Source organism: Methylomonas rapida (assembly GCF_024360925.2).
GTDB classification, from domain to species: Bacteria; Pseudomonadota; Gammaproteobacteria; order Methylococcales; family Methylomonadaceae; genus Methylomonas; species Methylomonas rapida.
In genome coordinates this window covers 4,340,422-4,358,429 of sequence record NZ_CP113517.1, presented here as the reverse complement: position 1 = coordinate 4,358,429, position 18,008 = coordinate 4,340,422, and the positions used below count along the sequence as shown (strand labels likewise).

General features: G+C 50.4%; 11 protein-coding genes and 3 pseudogenes. 11 read left to right on the top strand and 3 right to left on the bottom strand.

From position 1 onward, the window contains the following. Positions 1–25 precede the first annotated feature (25 nt). The 6 genes and pseudogenes from hsdR to NM686_RS20565 form a co-directional block, all read left to right on the top strand. Positions 26–2,365 carry an EcoAI/FtnUII family type I restriction enzme subunit R gene (hsdR, locus tag NM686_RS20590; protein ID WP_255189679.1) on the top strand — a complete coding sequence of 780 codons (2,340 nt, stop codon included), beginning with the start codon at positions 26–28 and terminating at the stop codon, positions 2,363–2,365. 43 nt (positions 2,366–2,408) lie between these two features. Next, on the top strand, positions 2,409–2,750 hold the full coding sequence (locus NM686_RS20585) for an endonuclease domain-containing protein (protein ID WP_255189678.1): 342 nt from the start codon (positions 2,409–2,411) through the stop codon (positions 2,748–2,750). Positions 2,751–2,887: 137 nt separating this feature from the next. Then, positions 2,888–4,363 carry a type I restriction-modification system subunit M gene (locus NM686_RS20580; RefSeq protein WP_255189677.1) on the top strand — a complete coding sequence of 492 codons (1,476 nt, stop codon included), beginning with the start codon at positions 2,888–2,890 and terminating at the stop codon, positions 4,361–4,363. Then, positions 4,363–5,049, top strand: a complete 687-nt coding sequence (locus NM686_RS20575; protein ID WP_255189676.1) for a restriction endonuclease subunit S domain-containing protein — start codon at positions 4,363–4,365, stop codon at positions 5,047–5,049. The genes NM686_RS20580 and NM686_RS20575 overlap by 1 nt, the downstream gene beginning before the upstream one ends. 58 nt (positions 5,050–5,107) lie before the next feature. After that, a complete protein-coding gene (locus tag NM686_RS20570) occupies positions 5,108–6,358 on the top strand; it encodes an ISL3 family transposase (protein WP_255187011.1) in 1,251 nt (416 codons plus the stop codon). Between the two features lie 387 nt (positions 6,359–6,745). Then, a pseudogene (locus NM686_RS20565) lies at positions 6,746–7,210 on the top strand (IS1380 family transposase); the annotation flags it as partial. Positions 7,211–7,253: 43 nt separating this feature from the next. On the opposite strand, the pseudogene tnpC reads toward NM686_RS20565, so the two are convergent. The 3 genes and pseudogenes from tnpC to tnpA all read right to left on the bottom strand — a co-directional run bounded on the left by tnpC (position 7,254) and on the right by tnpA (position 9,635). Then, positions 7,254–8,916: pseudogene (gene tnpC, locus NM686_RS20560) on the bottom strand (IS66 family transposase). Between the two features lie 87 nt (positions 8,917–9,003). Beyond that, a complete protein-coding gene (gene tnpB, locus NM686_RS20555; protein WP_255189673.1) occupies positions 9,004–9,354 on the bottom strand; it encodes an IS66 family insertion sequence element accessory protein TnpB in 351 nt (116 codons plus the stop codon). Then, entirely contained in the window at positions 9,342–9,635 is a 294-nt protein-coding gene (gene tnpA / locus NM686_RS20550; protein ID WP_255189672.1) for an IS66 family insertion sequence element accessory protein TnpA, read from the bottom strand. The genes tnpB and tnpA overlap by 13 nt, the downstream gene beginning before the upstream one ends. 62 nt (positions 9,636–9,697) lie before the next feature. Here tnpA and NM686_RS20545 point away from each other — a divergent pair. The 5 genes and pseudogenes from NM686_RS20545 to NM686_RS20525 form a co-directional block, all read left to right on the top strand. After that, positions 9,698–10,588, top strand: a pseudogene (locus NM686_RS20545) (IS1380 family transposase); the annotation flags it as partial. Between the two features lie 497 nt (positions 10,589–11,085). After that, on the top strand, positions 11,086–12,192 hold the full coding sequence (locus NM686_RS20540; protein ID WP_255189671.1) for a YagK/YfjJ domain-containing protein: 1,107 nt from the start codon (positions 11,086–11,088) through the stop codon (positions 12,190–12,192). 765 nt (positions 12,193–12,957) lie between these two features. Continuing rightward, positions 12,958–13,572 carry a hypothetical protein gene (locus NM686_RS20535; protein WP_255189670.1) on the top strand — a complete coding sequence of 205 codons (615 nt, stop codon included), beginning with the start codon at positions 12,958–12,960 and terminating at the stop codon, positions 13,570–13,572. A 4-nt stretch (positions 13,573–13,576) separates the two neighbouring features. Continuing rightward, positions 13,577–15,331: a hypothetical protein gene (locus tag NM686_RS20530; RefSeq protein ID WP_255189669.1), complete on the top strand. Its 1,755-nt coding sequence runs from the start codon at positions 13,577–13,579 to the stop codon at positions 15,329–15,331. 316 nt (positions 15,332–15,647) lie between these two features. Then, the gene (locus NM686_RS20525; RefSeq protein WP_255189668.1) at positions 15,648–17,702 is read left to right on the top strand and encodes an HsdM family class I SAM-dependent methyltransferase; all 2,055 of its coding nucleotides are present in this window, start codon (positions 15,648–15,650) and stop codon (positions 17,700–17,702) included. The last annotated feature ends 306 nt before the right edge of the window (positions 17,703–18,008 follow it).

The window sequence follows — 18,008 nt, the reverse complement described above, 5'->3', positions numbered from 1 at the left end:
TCGACTCAAATTAGGACTTTTTACAATGGATAGTAAGGACAAAAAAGCCCTCAGCGAAACAGACATCTGCGACCTTTTCATCACCCCCGCTATCCGCGAAGCAGGCTGGGACGCCATACGCCAAATCCGCCGTGAAGTCACTCTAACCCCTGGCCCCATCGTTGTGCGGGGCAACATGTCGTCCCGCAACAAGAAAAAGAAGAAATTCGCCGATTACGTTTTGTATTGGGAGCCGGGCGTCCCGGTTGCGGTAGTAGAAGCCAAAGACAACAACCACACCGTCAGCCACGGCCTGCAACAAGCCCTGGGCTACGCGGAGATTCTGCAAGTCCCCAGCGCCTTCAGTTCCAACGGCGATGCTTTTGCCAGCCACAACAAAACACCAAAGCCAAACGAAGACATCGAAATCGAATTCGCGCTCGATGCTTTTCTGCCGCCAGAAGAGCTTTGGCAACGCTACAAACACTTCCGCGGCATCGCCGATCAAGCCGAAAAACTGGTCATCCAACCCTACTACGAAGACAGTAGCAGTAAAGAGCCGCGCTATTACCAAGTCGAGGCCATCAATCGCAGCATCGAAGCCGTGGCCAACCAGCAAAAGCGCGTGCTGCTGGTGATGGCTACCGGCACCGGCAAAACCTACACCACCTTCCAGATCATCTGGCGGTTGTGGAAAGCCAAACAGGTTAAACGCATCCTGTTTCTAGCCGACCGCAACATTCTGGTCGATCAAACCCTGGTCAACGATTTCAAACCGTTCGGCTCGGTGATGACCAAAATCAAAAATCGCAAGCTCGATCCGGCCTACGAAATTTACCTCGGCCTCTATCAAGCCATCACCGGTCCGGCAGAAGAAGACAAAATCTTCAAAAACGTCTCGCCCGACTTTTTCGACATGATCGTCATCGACGAATGCCATCGTGGCAGCGCCGCCGACGATTCCGCCTGGAGGGAAATCCTCGATTACTTCAAAGACGCCATTCAGCTCGGTTTGACCGCCACGCCCAAGGAAACCAAATACGTCTCCAGCACCGATTACTTCGGCAAACCGGTTTACACCTACAGCCTCAAACAAGGCATCGAAGACGGTTTTCTTGCCCCCTACAAAGTAGTGCGCATCGACATCGACAAAGACATCCACGGCTGGACGCCGCCGCCCGGCATGACCGACGACCTTGGCAACGCCATCGAAAACCGCACCTATAACCGAGCGGACATGGACCGGATTTTGGTGCTCAACCAACGCACCAAACTGGTTGCCAAGCGCGTGATGCAATATTTGCTGGCAACCGACCCTTACGCCAAAACCATCATCTTCTGCGAAGACATCGATCACGCCGAACGCATGCGGGTCGCCATCGTCAACGCGGCCGGTCAACTGGCTATCGACAATCCCAAATACGTGATGCGCATTACCGGCGACAGTGTGGAAGGCAAAGCCGAGCTGGATAACTTCATCGATCCTGAAAGCACATTCCCGGTCATCGCTACCACCTCGGAACTGCTCACCACCGGCGTCGATGCCAAAACCTGCAAGCTGATCGTGCTGGATAAAACCATCAGCTCGATGACCATCTTCAAGCAAATCATCGGCCGCGGCACCCGTATCGACGAAGAGTTCGGTAAGTTCTTCTTCACCATCATGGACTTCAAAAAAGCCACCGAGCTGTTCCGCGATCCGGATTTCGACGGCGAACCGGTGGTGATTTACGAACCCGGCGATGATGATAATCCCGTGCCGCCCGACCCGGCACCGGAAGACGAAGAAGATGGCGACGACATCGAAGAACCCGCCAGCACTTATAAAATCCGCGTAAGCGGCGTACCGGTCAGAATCATCGCCGAGCGCGTCGAATACCTTGGCCCGGACGGCACCCTGATTACCGAATCCTACCGCGACTTCACCCGCAAACAGATTCAGTCCGAGTTCGCCTCGTTGGACGACTTTCTGCAACGCTGGCACGGCGCCAAGAAAAAACAGGCCATCATCGACTTGCTGGAAGACCACGGCATCGTGCTGGATAACCTCGCCGCCGAAGTCGGCAAGGATTACGGCGACTTCGATCTGATCGCCCACATCGCCTACGACCAGCCGCCGCTGACCCGCCAGGAACGTGCCAACAACGTCAAAAAGCGAAATTATTTCACCAAATACGGCGAACAAGCCCGCGCCGTGCTGAATGCCTTGTTGGAAAAATACGCCGATGAAGGCATCAGCACCATCGAAAGCGCCAAAGTCCTCAAACTCAAACCGTTTAGCGACATCGGCACGCCGGTCGAAATCATCAATAAAGTCTTTGGCGGCAAAGACCAATACGAAACCGCGATTTATGAATTAGAACAGGAACTGTACAAAGCCAAGTAACTCCCTCTCCAGCTGGAGAGGGCTGGGGTGAGGAGAATAAAAAATGTCCCTAACCAGCAACGCCCGCAATCTCAGAAAAAACCAAACCGACGCCGAACGCCTGCTGTGGCGACATTTGCGAGACCGGCAACTATGCGGCCAAAAATTTCGTAGGCAATTTCCAGTCGAGCCATTTATCGTCGATTTCGTCTGCCTGGAGGTAAAATTGATCGTTGAACTCGACGGCGGGCAACATGCCGAACAGCTCGAATACGACCAGTGCCGTACCGAACAATTGCAAAAACGCGGTTTTAAGATCATTCGATTTTGGAATAATGAAGTTTTACAAAACACCACCGGCGTTCTGGAAGCTATCCGCATGGCGATTCTAAAAACCGAATATTAGGCTAACAGTTCCTTCTCCCTCAGGGAGAAGGCTAGGATGAGGGAAATCAAAACGATGCGAAGCCACTTTATTTAAATTTCCCCTCACCCAACCCTCTCCCTCTGGAGAGGGCTTTAAAACCAAGGACAAAAAATAACATGAGCAACGTTTCCGGCATCATCAAATCCATCCAAGACATCATGCGCAAAGATGTCGGCGTCGACGGCGACGCTCAGCGCATCAGTCAATTGGTGTGGCTATTCTTTTTAAAGATATTCGATGACCGCGAAAAAGAATTGGAACTGATCGAAGACGACTACCAATCGCCGCTGCCCAAGCACCTGCGTTGGCGCAACTGGGCGCAAGACCCGGAAGGCATGACCGGCGACGAGCTGGCCGACTTCGTCAACCTGCAACTGTTCCCCACGCTTAAAGACAAACTGCCGCTGCACGGCCCCGCCGGCCAACGCGCCCAAGTCGTGCGCGACGTGTTCGAAGACGCCTACAACTACATGAAATCCGGCACCTTGCTGCGTCAGGTCATCAACAAAATCGGCGAAATTGACTTCAACAACACCGCCGACCGCCACACCTTCGGCAGCATCTACGAACAAATCCTCAAAGACCTGCAAAGCGCCGGTAATGCCGGCGAGTTTTACACCCCGCGCGCCGTCACCCAATTCATTGTCAACCGCATCGACCCGCAACTGCGCGAAACCGTGCTCGACCCGGCCTGCGGCACCGGCGGCTTTTTAAGCTGCGCCATCGACCACAAGCGCGAACGCTACGTCAAAACCGAACAAGACGAACAAACCCTGCAAGCCTCGATGCGCGGCGTCGAGAAAAAAGCCCTGCCGCACATGCTCTGCGTCACCAACATGATTCTGCACGGCATCGACACGCCCACCAACATCCGCCACGACAACACCCTCAGCCGCCCTTACAAAGACTACGGCCACGCCGACCGCGTCGACGTCATCATCACCAACCCGCCGTTCGGTGGCATGGAAGAAGACGGCATCGAAAACAACTTTCCGGCCCAGTTCCGCACCCGCGAGACCGCCGACTTGTTCATGGCCTTAATTATCAAACTGCTCAAAGACAAGGGTCGCGCCGCCGTGGTGTTGCCGGACGGCTTTTTGTTCGGCGAAGGCATGAAAACCCGCCTCAAGGAAAGCCTGCTGAGCGAATGCAACCTGCACACCATCGTCCGCCTGCCCAACGGCGTGTTCAACCCCTACACCGGCATCAAAACCAACATCCTGTTTTTCGACAAAGGCACGCCCACGCAAACCGTCTGGTATTACGAACACCCGTACCCGGACGGCGTGAAAAGCTACAACAAAACCAAGCCGATGCGTTTTGAAGAATTTCAAACCGAAATCGATTGGTGGGGCAGCGCCGCCGACGGCTACACCAGCCGCCAAGCCAGCGAACAAGCCTGGCCGGTGTCTATCGACGACATCAAAGCCCGCAACTACAACCTGGACATCAAAAACCCACACGTCGGCGAACAAATCAGCCACGACCCGGACGAACTGCTGCAACGTTATGCCCAGCAGCAACAGGAAATCGGCCAATTGCGCAACCAGCTCAAAAGCATTCTGCAACAGGCGTTGGTGGGAGACCGTTAATGGTTGATGCAATTACCGAGAATTTAGATTTGTGGTCTTCGGCAATATTCAACAAAAGCACCGCCGGACGCGGAACCAGCGATAAGCAAACCGCCTATGGAATAAAAAAACTGCGCGAATTGATTTTGGAATTGGCGGTGCGGGGGAAGTTGGTACCGCAAGACCCGAATGACGAGCCAGCGAGTGTGTTGCTGGAAAAAATTGCAGTTGAAAAAGAGCGGTTGGTTAAAGAAGGAAAGATAAAAAAGCAAAATCCCTTGCCAGAAATCAATGATGATGAGAAATCCTTCGGGCTTCCATCTGGCTGGGAATGGGTTAGATTACAGGATGTTTCAGCGTATATCCAAAGGGGTAAAGGTCCAAAATACGCAGATCAAGGTCAAGTACGGGTAATTTCCCAAAAATGTATTCAATGGAATGGCTTTGATTTATTGCAAGCCAAATATGTAGATGATGATTCCATAACTAGCTATCAGCCAGAGCGATTTCTTGTGGAAAACGATCTGTTGTGGAATTCAACCGGAACAGGGACTGTTGGGCGAATTAACGTTTTAGCGAAAGTAAAACCAAATTCTCTTGTTGCTGATTCCCATGTAACAGTTATCCGCCCATTAAACATAAACAGTAACTTTATTTTGTGGGCTCTTCCGTATTTTGCGGAGAAACCACTACATGTAGTGCTATAGTCTTTGCCTGCCACAGTGAGTTTTGCTAAGGTCGACAATTTAACGCTGGAGTATCGTGATGACACAGTCGCTACTTCAAATACCGCTGGATATACCTGATGTTTGTATCGAAAAAGTTGAAACCACCGCCAAAGGCGAGTTCATCATCACGGTCAGTAGTACGTTAACCAGTGCAACCTGCCATCAATGCGGCCAGAGGATCGATAAGTTTTATGGCTATGGCAGAGAAATCACCTTGCGTCATTTGTCGATTTTCGATCGGCCGGTTTGGATCAAGCTAACCCCCAAGCGCTATCGATGCCCTGACTGCCCCAAAGGTCCGACGACCACGCAACAATGTGGCTGGTATAACTGGAAAAGCCCCCATACCAAAGCGTATGAGCAGTGGATATTGCGTGAATTGATCAACAGCAGCGTGACCGACATGGACGTGAAGCACGGCATCAGCGCCGAAGCGGCGGAAGGGATTATCAATCGGCACGTGGCCCAACAAGTTGATTGGTCTGCCATCCAAGGCATTCGCTTGCTGGGACTGGATGAAATCGCTTTGAAAAAAGGGCATCAAGATTTTGTGGTCATCGTGTCGGCTATCGATACCGAGGACCATAAGCGGATTCTGGCGGTGCTGCCCGACCGCAAAAAAGAAACGGTTAAAGCCTTTTTGCAGAATATTCCCGAGGCACAGCAACACGCGTTACAACGCGTCTGCGTGGACATGTATGAAGGGTATCGCAACGCCGTCTATGAGACATTGCCCGGCGTCGAGGTGGTGGTTGATCGCTTCCATGTCGCCAAGCATTATCGAGACGGCGCCGACCAGGTCCGCAAGGCGGAAATGAAAAAACTCAAGAATACCCTGTCTGCCGAGGATTATGCCAAGCTGAAAGGCGCGATGTGGGCTTTTCGGAAGCGCTGGATGGAACTCTCTGCCGATCAGCAAACCGTTTTGCTTTTTCTATTCCAGCAAGCCCCCATTTTGCGAGAAGTCTATATCCAACGGGAGCTTTTGACGGGTATTTTTGAGCGCCGACTCAATAAGGCTGAGGCCGAAAAAGCCTTGGATCGCTGGATGGAGCATATCAAAGTCTTGAAGTTGAAGGGCTTTGATGCGTTTGTCAAAACCTATCAAAACTGGCGAAATGAAATCACCAACTATTTCATTCGCCGGGAAACCAGTGGCTTTGTTGAAGGGCTTAACAACAAAATCAAAAGCATCAAACGACGCTGCTTTGGCATTTACAATACCGTCCGCCTGTTTCAGCATATCTGGCTTGATATCGAAGGGAGACGGTTGTTCGGTTATGCATAACCCTATATGTCGGGGCTACTCCGCGAAATACGGAAGAGCCAAAGACTTTCGCTGGGTAAGAATTCTATTGTCATAAGTGATACTGCCTCAACATCGCCCGATAGGAAACTCTGGCTTTGGATCGTTCGATAAAACTGTAGATAGTATGGAGTTGTGCACTAACTTGGCATATATCGTCAGTTTTGTTTTTACTTGAAATCCTGAATACTCAGTAACTATTGAATCAGGATTCCCAGTGTCTTTTGTGGCAGGGTAGTTTTGGAGTTTATGTTATTAATATTACCTAAATCCGTGACTTAAAAGGTCATCCACGGCCGCAACACAATGATTTAAAACGCTTATTCTGGGATAATACCGCTATTCTTCCATTCACCCGGCGAGTGATTCATGAAGCGGTTTATCCTGGAGCAATCTGAAACTGAATTTTATACCAGCCATTCTGGATTAGCCTTGGTCGGTTTATGTTTGAATCAATATGGCCAGCTCAATCAGGCGCTGGAAAAAGGTATTCCGCTACGGCACGGTATTGCTCACGCCGATATTATCAAAAGCTATATAGGCACCCTTAGCCTGGGCAAAAGCGACTTCGAAGCCATCGAAAACCATCGCGACGACGACTATTTCAAAGCCGCACTCGCCATTCATCAAGTACCCTCCAGCGCCCGCCTCAGACAGCGGCTGGATGAACACGCCGACGCCTTATTACCGATCATTTATCAAAGCAACCTCGATTTTCTGGCTCACGCCCAGGTGCCGGTAACGCCGTTAGCCACAGGCCATGTCGCGTTGGATATCGATGTTTACCCCATGAACAACGAAAAAACCTGCAAAGAAGGCGTCTCCCGAACCTACGTAAGCGAACAGCGGTACCACGCCCCCAGCTCGCTGGCAGAACTTAATCGGCGTTAGCAAACGGCAGCAGTTCGTCGATGCGGCTGTTGGGCCAGGTGGGGAGTTTTTCCAGGGTGTCTCTTAACCAAGCGGCTGGATCGAGGCCGTTGAGTTTGGCGGTACCGAGCAGGGTTTGAATGACGGCAGCCCGCTGGCCGGCGCGTTCCGAGCCTGCGAACAACCAATTCTTTTTGCCCAGGGCAATGGGGCGAATGCTGTTCTCGACAAGATTGTTGTCGATGGGCAGATCGCCGGTTTCGGCGTAACGCGTCAGCGCGGGCCAGCGCTTCAGACTGTAATCGATGGCTTTGGCGGTTGCGCTGTTGGGCGCCATCAGCAGTCGGGTTTTCTGCAACCAATCGTGCAGTTCGGATAAGGCGGGCTGGCTTTTTTCCGCCCGCAGGCGTTGACGCTCGTCGCTGCTCATGTCTCGACCCTCGGCTTCAATGGCATACAGGGCGCCGATCCGCTGCAAGGCTGCTTGCGCCACGGGGCTTTGGCTGGCTTGGAACAGGTCGAAGAACTTCCGGCGCGCATGTGTCCAACACGCCAGTTCGATACACGGTTCAAGCAGAAGTCGGGTTTCCGGGTGCGCGCGGGCAGTGGCAAACAAGGCCTTATAGCCGCCATAGTCGTGAGCGCCAAGGAAGGCGCGAATGCAGCAAATGCAGGAGCAATTTGTCGTCGACCATCAGGTGACCGTGCCAATCTTGTAGAAACTGCTGCGCATGCCGGCCGCTGCGACCGGCTTGGTAGTCGAAGACGATGATCTTGGGACCGGGTTGCAAGTCGTTGCTGCGATAGGCCCACAGATAGGCTTTCTTGGTTTTACCGTTGCCCGGATCAAGCTGCGGCACCGGCGTCTCATCGGCGTGCAGGCTATCGCGTTGCAATAGATGCCAAGTCAGGCGGTCAGCCAAGGGTTGTAAAGCGACGCCGATGCGTCCGACCCAATCGGCCAGGGTGGAACGGGACAAGATCACGCCATTTCTGGCGGCGATTTGTTCCAGCCGGTACAAGGGCAAATGATCCAGGAATTTACTGATCATGACCCACGTCAGCAAACCGATCGCCGCCATGCCGCCATCGATCACGGCCGGCGGAATCGGTGCCGCCGTGATGGTTTCGCAGGCCCGGCAAGCATATTGCGGCCGAATGTGGCGATGCACGAAAAACTTGGCCGGCTCGACATCCAGTTGTTCGCTGATATCTTCGCCGATCTTGACCAAGTCTTTTCCACACTTCCCGCAGGTGCAGGACTCGGGTTCGTGACGATGTTCGATGCGCGGCAAGTGAGGCGGCAAAGGTTGGCGACCGGCACGCGGGCGCTTGGGCCGAGTGACCGTATCGCATGGGCTGTTGTCCTGTAGTTGCTCGACCTCGGCTTCAATCGCCGACATGTCGGTGTTCCAGGTTTCCTCGAACACATCGCGTTGCAGCGGCGCCAGGGCTTCGCTCTTGTGGCTGAAGCGGATACGCTTGTAGTAAGCCAGTTCGTGCGTCAGCGCGGCGATTTTGGCGTCTTTGGCATTGATGACAGCCTCTTTGGCTTGGATGATCTTGGCATCCTGTGCGGCTTGCTCGACCAGCGCCTGAATCATCGCCGCGACTTGAGTTTTCGCGGCGGGTTCCAGGTTTAATTGATCGAGTTCGGCCAAGGGATTCATGGAGTTTATTATACCGCATCACCCCTCTGAATGCCTTGAATTTATTGGGTTTTGACGGCTTTTGGCTCCTCTTTTTTGAGTCTCATTTTAGACTTGCCATTCGGCTTTGGGGACGGCCGATAATCGTTGCCAGTCGACACCCGTCACCAACCATTGCCATTGAGCCTGATTGATCCCAAACACCGCCTCATCAGCCTTGGGCCAGACAAAACTGCCCTGATGCAAACGTCGTTGACACAACCAGACGCCATTGCCATCCCACAGCAGCAAGCGCAAGCGATTACCGGCCCGATTGCGGAAGATGAAAGCCGAGCCGGCGCAAGGTGCATGCCCCAAACTATGCTGCACGATGGCCGACAAACCATCCAGGCCGCGCCGCATGTCCACCGGCGCCACGGCAATCCAAATCTGCGCTGGATAACCGATCAGGCCAGGCATCGCAGCAACTCCGCCACCCAGCGCGCTGATACCGAAGCAGGCAGCGCCAAGCGATGGCCTTGGACATGGGTAAAGAGAATGCCCGCATCGACGGGCTCAGAGGGTGAAACCTGCACGGGTATCAAGACTACCGAATCGGATTGGGATAATTTGCGATAGTCGCTCAGTCGTGCCGCGAACGTGCGAACATTGATCTGCTGCGCTGCGCAATACTCGGCTTGCGACAAGCCACTGCTTTGCCACGCTTCAATATGCTGACGCCATTTCGATGTGATGGCCATGACTTCTCCTGCTGAAAAAATCACAGGATGCCGTAGGACGAATGTTTTTCACAGGTGGGACGGCTGGGCGCTTACGAACCTACAAAGGTTTTGACGGCTACGCCCCGATCGCCCTCTATCTGGGTAAAGAGGGCTGGTGTATTGGCAATGAACTGCGCGAAGGCAAGCAGCATTGCCAATACGAATTTCGGTATGCGCTGGAACGTGGCTTGGTCGCCGCCAAACGCTTAACCGCATTACCGTTATTAGTGCGTCTGGATGGCGGTCACGACGCCCTCGACAATCGTATCGATTTAGACACAGCCGACCAAGTTGACTTCATCATCAAATGGAATCCACGTAAACAAGATATCGACGCCTGGCTGGCCTACGCCGAACAACACGGCCAGTGGACCACACCGCGCGAAGGCAAACGCGTGGCTTTGTTCAGCGTCATGGAGCACCACACGCGCAACGGTAAAATCTATACCTGGCGCCGGGTCATGCAAATCACCGAGCGCACCATCACGGCTCAAGGCCAATCCCTCGTGCTACCGGATATCGAAATCGAAGGCTGGTGGACCAGTCTTGATGCCGCTGAATATGACGACGCACGCATCATCGCCCTCTATCGTGACCACGCCACCGCCGAACAATTTCACAGCGAATTCAAAACCGATTTGGACATCGAGCGCCTGCCGTCCGGCAAATTTGCCACCAACGATCTCATCATGAGCCTCAGCGCCCACAGCTACAACATCTTGCGCTGGATCGGCCTGATGGGTTTGCTGGGCGAACAAAGCCCCGTTAGGCATCCTGCCAAACGCCGTCGTATCAAAACTGTGATCCAGGAGCTTATGTACCTGGCTGCACGACTCATCCGTAGCGGGCACCGGCTGAAGCTGCGCTTTTCACAGAGCTGTCCCGGTTTCATCGCTTTTGAATCCACCTACGCCAAACTCGCCGCCGGCTAGCGACTGATCGCTCTGCCATCGATAGCACAACGCCGCAAATTCACAGTGGCTTGGGAATCCTGCGCCTAAAGTCCATCAAATTGAATCATGCAGGGAAAATATTCCAGATAATACGCTGCATTTCTAGCCGTTAAACTCGATTGCCTGGACCACACTTTTAAATTCAGCGAATTTTGGAAGAGTATGACGAATAAAAGGTCTGGCAATATGTGGAGTCACGGATTCAGGTATTAATAACTCATTCAAGACAAGACAAGACTAGCCCAGTCCACTTCCGTCTATCTCTGCTAGTAACCCTCAAACCCTAACAGATGCTTAGGGACGTGTGATGGTTTACTTCAAATAAACCATCACTAGCTATCACCCAGATACTGACCATCTATTGCCTAACCATGGCTAGCCTATGTCGTGAGTTATGTTCCCATAACATTACGACAATCCGTTACTGCCATAACTCCATCGATGTTTTTCAATTTACTTAAAACGAAGAGGCAGTTATGAACGCACATGCATTCAAAGCAAACAACCACATACTCAATAAAATCATCAAAAGCATCCAGCTAAAGGAGCATCAGCAACATCCGATCCATGCCTTGAATCACATCAAGAATCTAATGCCGATCATCCAGCAACAAACAGATGACTGTTTGTTTGTCGACACTACGGGTGATGACGATATTAAACAAATTACCCCGACACTGCTTGCATACGCAGTGATGCTGACCTTAGCTCACTGCATGGAACAGGTCGCCAGTTACTACCCGATCTACACGTTTAACCCTTATATCGACATCTTTGTTAGAAATGCAGAGAACGGTGGCTTGATCGAAAAGGTAAGGCGTCACGAAGCCTTAAATATCCAGGACAGCGCTTATAAAAACGATCACGAATACAAGATCTTCGACGATATGGCAATGGGCATTGAAGATTTCATCAACCAAATCAGGCATGAGATGCGCAGTGCTGGGTTTAAAACGCTGGTCTATAACGCTCAACGAGTATCAAGCGATAACTATGATCGTTTGCTGGAGTATATCAAAGCGTTATTCGAGCGATACGCTCGACTACTGGTGTTGAGGGTGGATTTCGGCTATCAGCGGGATGTCGATGGAAAGGATCGGGATTGGCAACTTGAGTTCTTTGAAGCCAAAAGAGATCTTAAACGCTTCCTAGATAATATGGATTCAAACAAACTGTTTAAACATGTGGTGGGTTATGTTTGGAAACTCGAGTGTGGTCCCGATAAAGGTTGGCATTACCACGTACTCTTCTTTTGCGACGGCTCACAGGTACGTGAAGATGTAACCCTGGCCATGAGCATCGGTGAATACTGGAAAAAACTTACCCTGGACAGAGGGCTTTACTTCAACTGCAATGCTCACAAACCTCAATACGAAACCGTTTGCATCGGCATGATTAACTACTACGACCTGCATCTGATAGACGCCCTGAAAAATGCGGTCAAGTACCTCACCAAGATTGATCACATTGCTAGAGCGTTGGTACCGAATCGCGGTAGAACCTTTGGTCGTAAAGAAATGCCCGAACCCAAAATGAGTAATACAGGCCGACCAAGATCTTTCGATCCTGAACTGTTTTATTAACCCTATCCGTTAGGCTTGCAGCAAGCCAACAACATAATGGCAATGCACCAGTCCTTAGCTCGGTGTATTGCCTGATTGACTGAGCTATTCTGCCGAACTTATCGAACATGGTCTTATTCCTGTAAAAATGGTAACAGTTGGACACCAGTATCGGTTCACGTAAACTAATGCCAATGATATGGAAGTCTTAACTTCCATATCCCCTTGTTTTTACAGGCAACAAAATCCGTGTTGTTTGACTTAACCTTGGCATTGATCGAAAGGAATTCAGTACCCTCATTGGAGGTTCATCCCCCGTCAACTCAAAGTTTGCTCTTCGAGTTAGATGGTTTTTCGATCCTTAACAATAAGAGGCACTTTATATGTCAGCAACTCAAAAACCGCAGATACCTTCGCCATCAACCCATAAGGGCTGGAACTACGATAGCTATTTCAGGGCACTTTTGAAAAGTAAGAACAACAATCAGGCAACTTGACCGGTAAAGTTGCCACGCATTTGCTTACAAATGGCTCAATACAGAACAACATGACTACATCTCGATGACTACCGGCACTCATGCTATGCGTTATCATCAGTCGCAGGTCGAACACCCAGTGTGTGCTGATGGAACAAATGTGTAGTTACTGGCAGGCATATTTAGATGCAACCGTTAGCGTCTATCGATCTTTAACTCGAATAGGTAAGCGAAAAAACCAAATAACGGCTATTCTTTTTAAACGGCATCAATCTATTCTGGTTTTCACTTCGGACTTGAGATGAATTAAATGACATTCTTGGCTAAATTTGAACGTAATTTTCTGTTTGGTTTAACCCGTGCGTTTGCGATGTTTTTTATCTTCACAACGCTGGTCGGATTGTTAATTGGCGGGTTGGTGGTTTTGGTCAATCAGACAGGCAATCAATCCAATAAAGTCGAACCACAGGAAGTCATTGATATTTTAAAACCGTCCTTGCCGGTTGAAAATGCTGAACCGACTGCCGTGCAAACCCCTTCCAAACCGCAAGCCAAACGATTGCCGTTGGGGTTGAAATTGCCGTTTATCCTGCAAAAGCATTTCAGTGATCCTAATAATATGGAGACACTGATCAATTGGCTTAGCGCGGTCCCGCATCAACAGCAGCAAACCTTTTTAGATGAAATGGCGGCCGCAGTCACTCAGGCTGAAAAAGAGCACATCGCGCCATTTGATGCGATCAATACCTATCACGAACTGAAGAAAGAAAAATTAGCTGCGGAAGAAATCTCGGCTGCTGCCCAGAAAGAAGCTTGGCTATGGTATGCCGGCGCCATTGGCAGTGGTATTGTCATTATTGCCTTGTTTAGTTTGATACTTGTTTTACTTGCAATCGAACGCAATACCCGCACGGATGGAGAGTAACCACGTGAAGAAGATCGCCTATAGCTCGCTCGGATTACTATTGGTCGCATGCAGTCAATCCGATCAACCCAAACCCGATCAGTTTCCCGGATTTGTACAGATCGGTACGGACAAGCAAACGTCGCGCTTATTCGTCGATCTTGATTCAGTCAAGCGTGATGCTAATGGCAGCGTAACATTCAAACAGCTCCGTGTTCTGGATACCGGTTACGCGATTCACGATGCTGTTACCAACTGTCGAGACACCTATAAGGGTTTTGCAGGCACCCAATTCACAAAAGAAGGTGCCAGCGAAGCCAATTATCCTGCGGATGCCGGGTTTACAGCTTACCGTGATCAGCCGGCTTTATCGGCATTGGTCAATAAAGTGTGCGAGAAAGCCGACGAAAGTCGCATGATTGTGGGAGCGTTTGATGACATCAAAGCGCTGGAATTAGTTTATGGGCCTTACCATCCTGAATTGAAAGCTGCCTATTGGACCAATATCAATCCACCCGCCAACTTATCCCAGTCCGCGTCTGATTTTTCCGGTAAGGATGGCATTGTCAAAATCGTGTTTTCCGAGGAATACCAACAAGGCAACGACACTAAACACATTGTATTCACTCAAACCCAACTAACCGATGGCAGCAACGATTGTCATCCCTGCGGCCCGTTATTGGGCGCCATAATCTTTGTTCGCGTGGGTGACAAATGGCGCATTGAATCCGATAACCGTTATTTAGACGTAATGGGAGTGTACGGGGCACCACCTGAGCTGAACTGGGTCAATCTCGGCAAAAATATCCATGCGATCTCGGCCAAAATCACCGATATGCATCAAGGCGTCATCTCTGCCTATATGGGGATTTACACATTGAAAGAGGGCGGATGGGAGCAGATACTGGAATCTTTGGACGAGAGCGAAACCATCAGCGACCTGCATTTGAAGCTGGACAATAGCAATCCCGAGCAGAATTATGCAGAAGCCACGGTAGTGATAGACTTCGATGATGAGGGCAAAAAATCGGTTATTGAGAAAAAATATAGCTTCAACGGCACCCGTTATCAATTGAAAAATCCAGCCCCAAACACAGCCACTGACCAGCACGCAGCAGCTAATAGCAATTCCAGTAATCCAATTCCTAACAATTCGACCACAACCACAGATCAAATACCAATACCTAGTCATGTCGTGGGTGATACCTACATTACCGAAGTCATTAACCTAGTAGACGGGAAGCCTGGCGCTAAAACCGAACGAAAAGTGGTTTACGCGGACGCTACAAAAATGGTGGTGGAGTCGAAAAGCCTGTCCAGTAAAAAAGGCACGGTTAGAGTATTGGATTACACCCCAGAATGGAACTTGATCCGTTCAAGAAACCCTGATGGCAGTGGTTTGGATTACACACCCCCGTTAAAATATTACGACTTTCCCTTGTCGACCGGGAAAAAATGGCAACAAACCACCGTTGAGACAGACATAAAAACCGGCGCAAAGCGGACGCATACGCTGTCATCGGAAGTATTGGGCAGTGAAACCGTGACCGTTCCCGCCGGCACCTTCAATGCCATAAAACTCATCACAAAATCAGAACTGGTTGACGTTTCCAAAGACGAAACCACCTTCGGCTCCGACACATCATGGTATGTGCCAGAACTCCGTCGTAGCGTGAAATCAGAAACCGCTTCCCGAAAACAAGATGGCACGGAAGACAAGCAAATTATTCAGTTGATTGAATATAAGCTTGGTAATGAAGAAATAAATGCCGGAGACTAAGTTGTCGCTTTTAGAGCGATTTAAAAGGAAGTTCGTTATCAAACCAATACAAAATGATTTATCCCCAAAATCAGAACCGCATCTAATAGTCAGTCGTCTTCCGCTCATGATTTGACCTTGCACTTAGGCGGCTGATTCGCCATTATTCACCGGTTTGCGTTTGCTGAGCCGGAATAAACCATCGTCAGGAATCCTGCCGCTTTATGCAGCGGCTGATTTTTTCTTGAACAGCCCCAATACGCAACCCATAAAAACGAAGTACATTTGGCCGCCCCTGACTGTACATAAACAACGGAATACGAGCTATTTAGGAACCATGGCCGACAATCAAAACATCCTGCAATACGAATCCAAAATATGGGCCACCGCCGACCTGTTAAGAGGCTGCGGTATCAAAGAATCCGAATGGCCCTCTTTCATGATGCCGTTTTTTGCTTTGGCAATGATCGAAAGCCGCTTGATTCGCATGTTGGATGACATGAAAACGGTCTATGGCAAAGAGACATTGTCAGACATGGATAAGGCCGACTATATCGACTTGATCAAGGACAAGGGCCAAGGCTACAACGTCTATATCTTCGAACGCCACAAAACCCTGAAAGACATTTGCGCTAACGACAAGTCCTTCGACATCGATTTTGACGCCTATCTACATGGCTTCGACGGCGAAACCAAAGACCTGCTGGGCGTGGATGCCACTGAAGGCGAGAAGTTTCTCGACATCAAAGGCGTGATTACCAAACTCAAAGCCAAGAAAGTATTGCTGGGCTATACCAAGGAATGGAGCGAGATCGACCTCAAGCCCTTCAATAACTCCGAAATCACCACGCTGGAAGAGCACATCAAACGCAAATGGGCGGATATTTCCGCCGAAACCGCCGGGGAGCAATACACCCCGGATGACGTGATTGGCCTGATTGCCGAGATTATCGCCTCCAAGATTCAAGAATCCGACAAGTTGTTAAAGCTTTACGACTGCACCTGCGGCGGCGGCAACATGTTGTTTGGCGTGGAGGACAGGATCAGCCAGAAAGTTAAGCGGATGACCCAAACCTTCGGCCAGGACTGGAACGATGCGCTTTACGCGCTGGCCAAGATCGAAAGCCGGTTTCGGGTGGATTCCAAAATCGAGCATGGCAACACCCTGACCGATGACAAATTCTATAACGACGAATTTGACGTAGTGGTTGCCAATCCACCCTATGGCGTCAGTTGGAAGGGTTACCAAAAAGACATCCTCAACGACAAAACCGGTCGCTTCAAATTCATTCCGTCCATATCCGACGGTCAGTTGCTGTTTATGCAGCACCTGATTGCCAAGCTCGACGCCACCGGCATGGGCGTAGTGGTTCACAATGGCTCGACCTTGTTTTCCGGCGATGCCGGATCGGCGGAAAGCAATATCCGCAAATGGATGCTGGATACCGATATTGTCGAAGCGATCATCCAGCTGCCGACCGATGAGTTTTTCAACACCGGTATTTATACCTATCTGTGGGTGCTGAACAAAAACAAGGATGCCGCTCGCAAACATAAGGTCATGCTGATCAATGCCAACGAGAAATTCAAACCACTCAAGAAAAGCAAGGGTTCCAAGCGCAAGGAAGTCGACGAACAAAGTCGCCTGGAGATCGTGGACACGCTGACCCGCTTTGTCGACAACGACTATGCCCGCGTCTTCGACAAGGAGTATTTCTACTTCAACAAGCAAGCCATCATGCTGACCAACGTCGATGACAACGGCAGAAGCTTTGAATCGCAGTTGGACGGCGACAAAAAAAGCCAAAAGCTGAAACCGGTCAAACTGGACAACGGCGAGCGCACCCTGACCGATTTTGACATCACCACATTCGACGCCGCCCAGTTTGCGTCACTGGCCGATTACTTTGAAAACGACATCAAGCCTTTTGTCGCCGCGCTGGATTACAAAGAACAGCCCTTGGTCGTCACCACCGCAAAAGCGTACTATCATTTTGATAACGACAAGGAAACCCTGATCAAAACCGAAAACGGTCAAACAGAAGAACTAGGCTGCGGCAAGATCGTGGTGAAAGCCAGCCTGAAAAATGCCAACCGCAGCCAGCCGGAACGGATTGAAATCACGATAGAACTCACGCCGGATTACCAGAAAGACTACGAGATCATTCCTTTTCACAAAGACGCCGCTGGAAACCAGCAGGCGATTGAGGCTTTCATGGCCCAATACGTCAGCAAACCGTTTGCCTATCTGGAAAACGTAGTCGGCGTTGAAATCAACTTCAACAAGGTGTTTTACAAGCCGGAATCACTAAGACCGGTTACCGCCATCCTGGCGGACATCGCCAAGCTGGATGAGCAAATCAAGGCTTTGGAAGCAGGGTTGACACTATGATCCAGCAGGTTTCCAAGCGGTATGACAACTATCGGGATAGTGGGATTGAGTGTTTAGGAGATGTCCCAGGGACTTGGATGTTTTTTAGAGTCAAAGATACCGTTGTAAAAATTGGAAATGGTGTGACGCCCAAGGGAGGTAGTGAAATATATACCGACTCAGGGATACCGTTTCTAAGAAGCCAAAATGTTCATGATGATGGTTTGAGAGTTGACAACGTATCTTTTATGGCTCTTCCGTATTTTGCGGAGAAACCACTACATGTAGTGCTATAGTCTTTGCCTGCCACAGTGAGTTTTGCTAAGG

Bases quoted from the DNA above. Each gene is read 5' to 3' on its own strand.
- NM686_RS20535 (WP_255189670.1), top strand. From the start codon at position 12,958: ATGACATTCTTGGCTAAATTTGAACGTAATTTTCTGTTTGGTTTAACC.
- hsdR (WP_255189679.1), top strand. From the start codon at position 26: ATGGATAGTAAGGACAAAAAAGCCCTCAGCGAAACAGACATCTGCGAC.
- NM686_RS20525 (WP_255189668.1), top strand. From the start codon at position 15,648: ATGGCCGACAATCAAAACATCCTGCAATACGAATCCAAAATATGGGCC.
- NM686_RS20580 (WP_255189677.1), top strand. From the start codon at position 2,888: ATGAGCAACGTTTCCGGCATCATCAAATCCATCCAAGACATCATGCGC.
- NM686_RS20540 (WP_255189671.1), top strand. From the start codon at position 11,086: ATGAACGCACATGCATTCAAAGCAAACAACCACATACTCAATAAAATC.
- NM686_RS20570 (WP_255187011.1), top strand. From the start codon at position 5,108: ATGACACAGTCGCTACTTCAAATACCGCTGGATATACCTGATGTTTGT.
- NM686_RS20575 (WP_255189676.1), top strand. From the start codon at position 4,363: ATGGTTGATGCAATTACCGAGAATTTAGATTTGTGGTCTTCGGCAATA.
- tnpA (WP_255189672.1), bottom strand. From the start codon at position 9,635: ATGGCCATCACATCGAAATGGCGTCAGCATATTGAAGCGTGGCAAAGC.
- tnpB (WP_255189673.1), bottom strand. From the start codon at position 9,354: ATGCCTGGCCTGATCGGTTATCCAGCGCAGATTTGGATTGCCGTGGCG.
- NM686_RS20585 (WP_255189678.1), top strand. From the start codon at position 2,409: ATGTCCCTAACCAGCAACGCCCGCAATCTCAGAAAAAACCAAACCGAC.